The sequence below is a fragment of the Xanthomonas sp. SHU 166 genome (assembly GCF_000364685.1).
Lineage (GTDB): Bacteria > Pseudomonadota > Gammaproteobacteria > Xanthomonadales > Xanthomonadaceae > Xanthomonas_A > Xanthomonas_A sontii.
This window is the reverse complement of the sequence record NZ_AQOJ01000773.1, coordinates 1-5,434: the sequence shown is the minus strand read 5'-3', so window position 1 is coordinate 5,434 and position 5,434 is coordinate 1. Positions and strand designations below refer to the sequence as shown.

Genomic DNA, 5,434 nt, shown 5'->3' with positions numbered 1-5,434 from the left:
GCGCCGGCGCGGGCGCGGCCGCCGGCGCAGTGGCGGCGTCGGTGTTGCCCACGCGCAGGTCGACGTAGGCTTCGCCGCGCATTTCCTGCAGGAAGCGGTTGTATTCCTCTTCCAGCTTGCGGCGGCCGATGGTCTCGCGGACCTGGGCGCGCTGGGTATCGCTGGTCACGTCGGTCTGGCGCTCGCCGACGCGCTGCACGATGTGCCAGCCGGCCTCGGTGCGGAACGGCTGCGAAATCTGGCCGTCCTGCAGGCTGGCGACGTGCTGGCCGAAGTCCGGGCCGAACGCGTCGGCAGGAAACCAGCCCAGATCGCCGCCCTGGCTGCGGCTGTTGGTGTCTTCCGACGCTTCCTTGGCCACGGCCTGGAAGTCGGCGCCGCCGGCGATGCGGGCGCGCAGCGTCTCGATCTTGGCCTTGGCGACCGCGTCGGGCTGCGCATCGTTGACCCGGATCAGGATGTGGCGGGCGTGGTACTCGGTGACCGTCTTCTTTTCCGGATTGGCCGAGGCGTCGCGCACTTCGACCAGCTTCAGCAGCTGGAAGCCGCTGGGGCCGCGCAGCGGGCCGGCGACCTGGCCCGGCTTCATGTCGCGGATCAGCTGCGCGAATGCGTTGGGGATCTCGTCCAGGCTGCGCCAGCCCAGGTCGCCGCCTTCCAGCGCGTTGGGGCTGTCGGAATAGCGCACCGCCGCGGCGTTGAAATCGATCTCGCCCTTGTCGATCAGGTTCTTGACCCCGTCGATCTTGCCCTGAGCGGTCTTGATCTGCTCGGCGGTGGCGCCTTCCGGCAGGCCGACCAGGATGTGCGCCAGGTGGTACTGGGTGCCGGTGGTAGCTTGCTGCGCCAGGGCCGCGTCGACTTCGGCCTCGCTGACGTTGATGCGGCTCTGCGCAAAGCTCTGGCGCAGGCGCTGCACGGTGATTTCGTCGCGCACCGAGTTGCGGAAGTCGGTGTAGGACATGCCGTCGGCGGCCAGCTTCTTGCGCAGGCCGTCCACGTCGGTGCCGTTCTGCTGGGCGATGCTGGCGATGGCGCGGTTCAGTTCGTCGTCGCCGACGCGGATGCCGGTGCTGTTGGCGCGCGCGACCTGCAGCTTGACCAGGACCAGGCGTTCCAGCACCTGCCGCTGCAGCACATTATCCGGCGGCAGCTGCGCCTCGCGGCCGGCATACTGCGCCTTCACGTTGCGCACGGCACGATCCAGTTCGCTCTGCAGTACGACATCCTCGTCGACCACCGCGGCGATGCGGTCCAGCGGTTGGGTTTGTTGCGCGGCGGCCGGAGCGGACACGCCGGCGATCGCCACCAGGGCGGCGAGAAAAACAGAAAGGGTCTTGGTCATGGAATCTGGTTCGGATCGTAAGCGTCCGGATCGGTCGTGGTGTTGCTGGGCGGGACCAAGTACAGGTCGTCGCGGTTGTAGCCGAGAATAGCACGGCGCAGAACGCGGTCCGTGTCCTGGCCCAGGGACGACAGCCCCTTGAGCACGAACTCGATCTGGAAGGCGGTATCCAGCGCGCCGGTGCGGTTGCGCACGTAGCGCCGCGCCAGCGCCCGCACCGCCAGACAGCAGCTGTCCCACTGCACGCCGAGGATGCTTTCCAGCGGCTTCTTGTCCATCAGCGAGTAGTAATGCCGGCCAACGACGCTCCAGGTCGGATTGATCGGGTACAGGAACGACACGTCGGCCTGTTCCAGCAGATCGCGGCGGTAGCGGTAGGCGATATTGACGATGCCGTCGCCGGGCATCAGGTAGCGCGCGCGGAAGCTGGCCAGGTCCTTGCGCCGGTACTTGGGATCCCACTGGTAGGTGGCGCCCAGGTTCCAGCGATCGTTGATCATGTAGTTGGCATCGGCCACCCATGCCGACTTGCCCTGCTCGATGGTGGTGTCGCTGTTGGGCAGGCTGACCCGCGAATCGCTGAAATACAGGATCTGGCCGAGGCTGACCGACAACTTTTCCTTGCCGTCGTCCTGGCGCAGCAGGCGCGAGCTCAGGGCCATGGTCAGCTGGTTGGCGTCGTTCTGGCGGTCGGCACCGGTGTAACGCGAATCGCGGAACAACTGGCCCCAGCTGAAGGTGAACTCGCGGGTGTCGAAGATCGGCAGATCGTTCTGGTCGCGGTACGGCGTGTACAGGTAGAACAGTCGCGGTTCCAGGGTCTGCAGATAGTTGGTGTTGCCCCACTTGGTATCGCGGTCGAAGTACACGCCCGCATCGACCGTGGCGATCGGCAGGCTGCGCGAGGGCGTGGTGTCGCCGCCGAGCGTGGCCGCCAGGTCCTTGTCCAGCTGATAGGCGGTGTAGCGCCAGGCCAGGGTCGGCTTGAGGAACCAGGCGGCGCCGGCCAGCGGCATCGAGATGTAGGGCTTCAGGTCCAGGCGGCTGCCGCCGGGGCGCGGGGTGACCACGCCGGTGCGTTCGTAGGTGCCGTCGGTGGTTTTCTGATGGATATCGTCGTGCACGAAGCGCACCGCTTCGCTGTACAGCCCGGCTTCGAAATAGTTGCCGAACGACTGGTCCCAGTTGAAGAAGGCGCGCGGCTGGCGGTTGTACGGCAGCGCATCCTCGGTCAGGGTGTAGTCGGTCAGCTGCCAGCGGTCGGCCATCACGCCCGCGGTCCAGGTCTCGCCGGTGCCGTAGACGCCGATCGTGCTCTGGATGTTGGACACCGCATTGCCGAGCAGGCGGTTGGAGAAGTCCTCGGTGTAGCGCTCGTCGCTGACCCAGGCCAGCGAAGCGCGCGCCTGCCACTGCGAATTGATGTTGTGGTAGCCCTGGTAACTGAAGCGGCCGCGATCCTTGTCGCGCAACTTGTCGTCCGGCAGGTAGGCGGCCTGCAGCTCACCCTTGCCGCCGTCGTAGAGATAGCGGAATTCGCTGCCCAGCATCAGGCCGCGGCGGGCCATGAAGCGCGGATACAGGGTGGCGTCGTAGTTCGGCGCGAGGTTCAGGTAGTACGGCTGGGTGTAGTCGAAGCCGTTGCGGCTGGACATGCCGATCGCCGGGAACAGGAAACCGCTGCTGCGGCGATCGTCGATCGGGAACTTGAACCAGGGCGCGTACAGCACCGGAAAGTTGTAGATCTTCAGGATCGCGTTGCGCGCGGTGCCGAAGCCTTCGTCGTTGTCGACGTCGATTTCCGGCGCGTGCAGCTCCCACACCCGCTGCGAGGGGTCGCAGGTGGTGTAGGTGGAGCGGTGCATCTGCCCCAGCGCACCCTGCAGGTCGACCGAGTCGGCCTTGCCGTTGCCGCGGCGGGCCAGCAACTGGTAGCGGATGTTGGTGATCTTGTGGGTGTCGGTGTCCTGATTGCCCTCGGCGCGGTCGGCGATCATGCGGATCGACGAGTCCTGGTAGCGCACATGACCCTCGGCAATGTAGTTGCCGGTCTCGGTGTCCACCCGCAGGCTGTCCGTGCCCATGAACTGGTCGCCGCGCTTGAGCGCGACGTTGCCGGTGTAGTTCGGGATGGTTGTGGTGCCCGATAGCTGGTCGCCTTCGATATTGGTCGGCTGCTGCTCGCGGTTCTGCGCCAGCTTGGGATCCGGCTGCTGCGCGTCGTCGAACTTGGGCAGCACGTCCGGGGTCGGGCACAGGCCCCAGTTCGGCGGCTTTTCAGCCGCCAATGCCGGCAGGCACAGGGCGATACTGAACGGAAGAGGGAGCAGGCGAAGGGTTCGGCGCACGCGCGTCAGGTATCGGGCGAAAACGGTCGCTAGCTTGCCCCATCCCGTGCATAGGGGCAATGAAGGCGTCCCCGGGGCGGGGGACGGGGTTCATCGGCCTGGCGGGGCGGAATTTCGATCCGGGCGTGCCGCACCGCGGCCGCCGCCGGGCGGGCGCGGACCCTCAGCGCAGCGCGTCGACGTGGGCGACGCTGCCCTCGCGCAGGGCCTGCAGGTCGTAGCCGCCTTCCAGCAGGGACACCACCCGGCCGCGCGCGTGCCGCTGCGCGACTGCGCGCAGTTCGGCGGTGATCCAGCCGAAGTCCTCGGTCTCCAGCATCAGGTCGGCCAGCGGGTCGCGCATGTGCGCGTCGAAGCCGGCCGAGATCAGCAGCAGCTGCGGCTTGAACGCGTCCAGCAGCGGCAGCATCTGGTCGGCCCAGGTGTTGCGGAAGCGGAAGCCGCCGCTGCCCGGCGGCAGTAGCGCGTTGTGCAGGTTGCCGACGCCGCGGTCGTGGACCCCGCCGGTGTGCGGGAACAGCCCGGACTGGTGGGTGCTGAGGTACTGCACCTTCGGCTCGCGCTCGAAGATCGCCTGGGTGCCGTTGCCGTGATGCACGTCGAAATCGACGATGGCGATCCGCTCCAGGCCGTGCGTGTCGCGGGCGTGGGCGGCGGCCACGGCCACGTTGTTGAACAGGCAGAAGCCCATCGCGGTGTCGGCGGTGGCGTGATGGCCGGGCGGGCGCACCGCGCAGAAGGCGGTGTCGCTGACACCGTGCATCACCGCATCCACGGCGGCGACGCCGGCGCCAGCGGCGCGCAGTGCGGCCGCGCGCGAGCCGGGCGAGAGGACCGTGTCCACGTCGAGCATTTCCGGGCCGTCGAGATCGGCCAGAACGCGATCGATCAGCTCGCGCTCATGGACCCGGGCCAGGTCGCCGAGCTTGGCCAGCGGCGCCTCGCGCCATTCCAGCGCGGGAAAGGCCTCGCGCAGCGCGGTGGTCACCGCCTCCAGGCGCTGCGGCCGTTCCGGGTGTTCCGGTCCGGGCGCGTGGCCCAGGCAGGCAGGATGGGTATAGATCAGCATGCGCGGCCGCGGCCCGGGCGTGGCTCAGGCTTGGCGCCGGTCGTGGCGCCACAGCACTTCGCCGTGGCCGTCGGCCCGCGCCAGCACCCGCGCCAGCACGAACAGCAGGTCGGACAGGCGGTTGAGGTAGCGCACCGCTTCCGGGCGCACCGCGTCCTGCCGCGACAGCGCCACCGTCTCGCGCTCGGCGCGGCGCACAATGGTGCGGGCCAGGTGGCAGCGCGCCGCCGCCTCGCCGCCGGCGGGCAGGATGAAGTCCTGCAGCGGCGGCAGGGTGTCGTTGTAGCGGTCCAGGTGCCGTTCCAGCGCATCGATGTCGGCGGCATGGATGGCCGCGTGGCCGGGGATGCACAGCTCGCCGCCGAGATCGAACAACTGGTGCTGGATCGCAGTCAGCAGGTGCCGCACGTCCTCGGCCAGCGGGCAGGCCAGGACCACGCCGATCGCCGAGTTGGCCTCGTCCACGGTGCCGTAGGCGGCGACACGTGCCGAGTCCTTGCCGACCCGGTTGCCGTCGCCCAGGCCGGTGCTGCCGTCGTCGCCGGTGCGGGTGTAGATCTTGGAGAGGCGGTTGCCCATCCCGGTCAGTGACCGACCGGCTGGCCGCGCTGGCCCAGCCGCGCCAGTTGCTCGACGCCGACCTGGATCGCCGCGGCCAGCGCCACGTAGAGG

Annotated in this window: 4 protein-coding genes; all 4 read right to left on the bottom strand. The window is 68.5% G+C overall.

Annotated features, from left to right (window positions below; translation table 11 throughout):
- Positions 1–1,345, bottom strand: a 1,345-nt coding sequence (locus D180_RS17915; RefSeq protein WP_017913879.1) for a peptidylprolyl isomerase, incomplete at its 3' end; no start/stop codon positions are given.
- Positions 1,342–3,693, bottom strand: coding sequence for an LPS-assembly protein LptD (gene lptD / locus D180_RS17910; protein WP_081616528.1), 2,352 nt, complete (start codon positions 3,691–3,693; stop codon positions 1,342–1,344). The genes lptD and D180_RS17915, both read right to left, overlap by 4 nt.
- A 163-nt stretch (positions 3,694–3,856) precedes the next feature.
- Positions 3,857–4,762: a histone deacetylase family protein gene (locus D180_RS17905; RefSeq protein ID WP_017913877.1), complete on the bottom strand. Its 906-nt coding sequence runs from the start codon at positions 4,760–4,762 to the stop codon at positions 3,857–3,859.
- A gap of 24 nt (positions 4,763–4,786) precedes the next feature.
- Entirely contained in the window at positions 4,787–5,341 is a 555-nt protein-coding gene (locus tag D180_RS17900) for a cob(I)yrinic acid a,c-diamide adenosyltransferase (RefSeq protein ID WP_017913876.1), read from the bottom strand.
- Positions 5,342–5,434 lie beyond the last annotated feature (93 nt).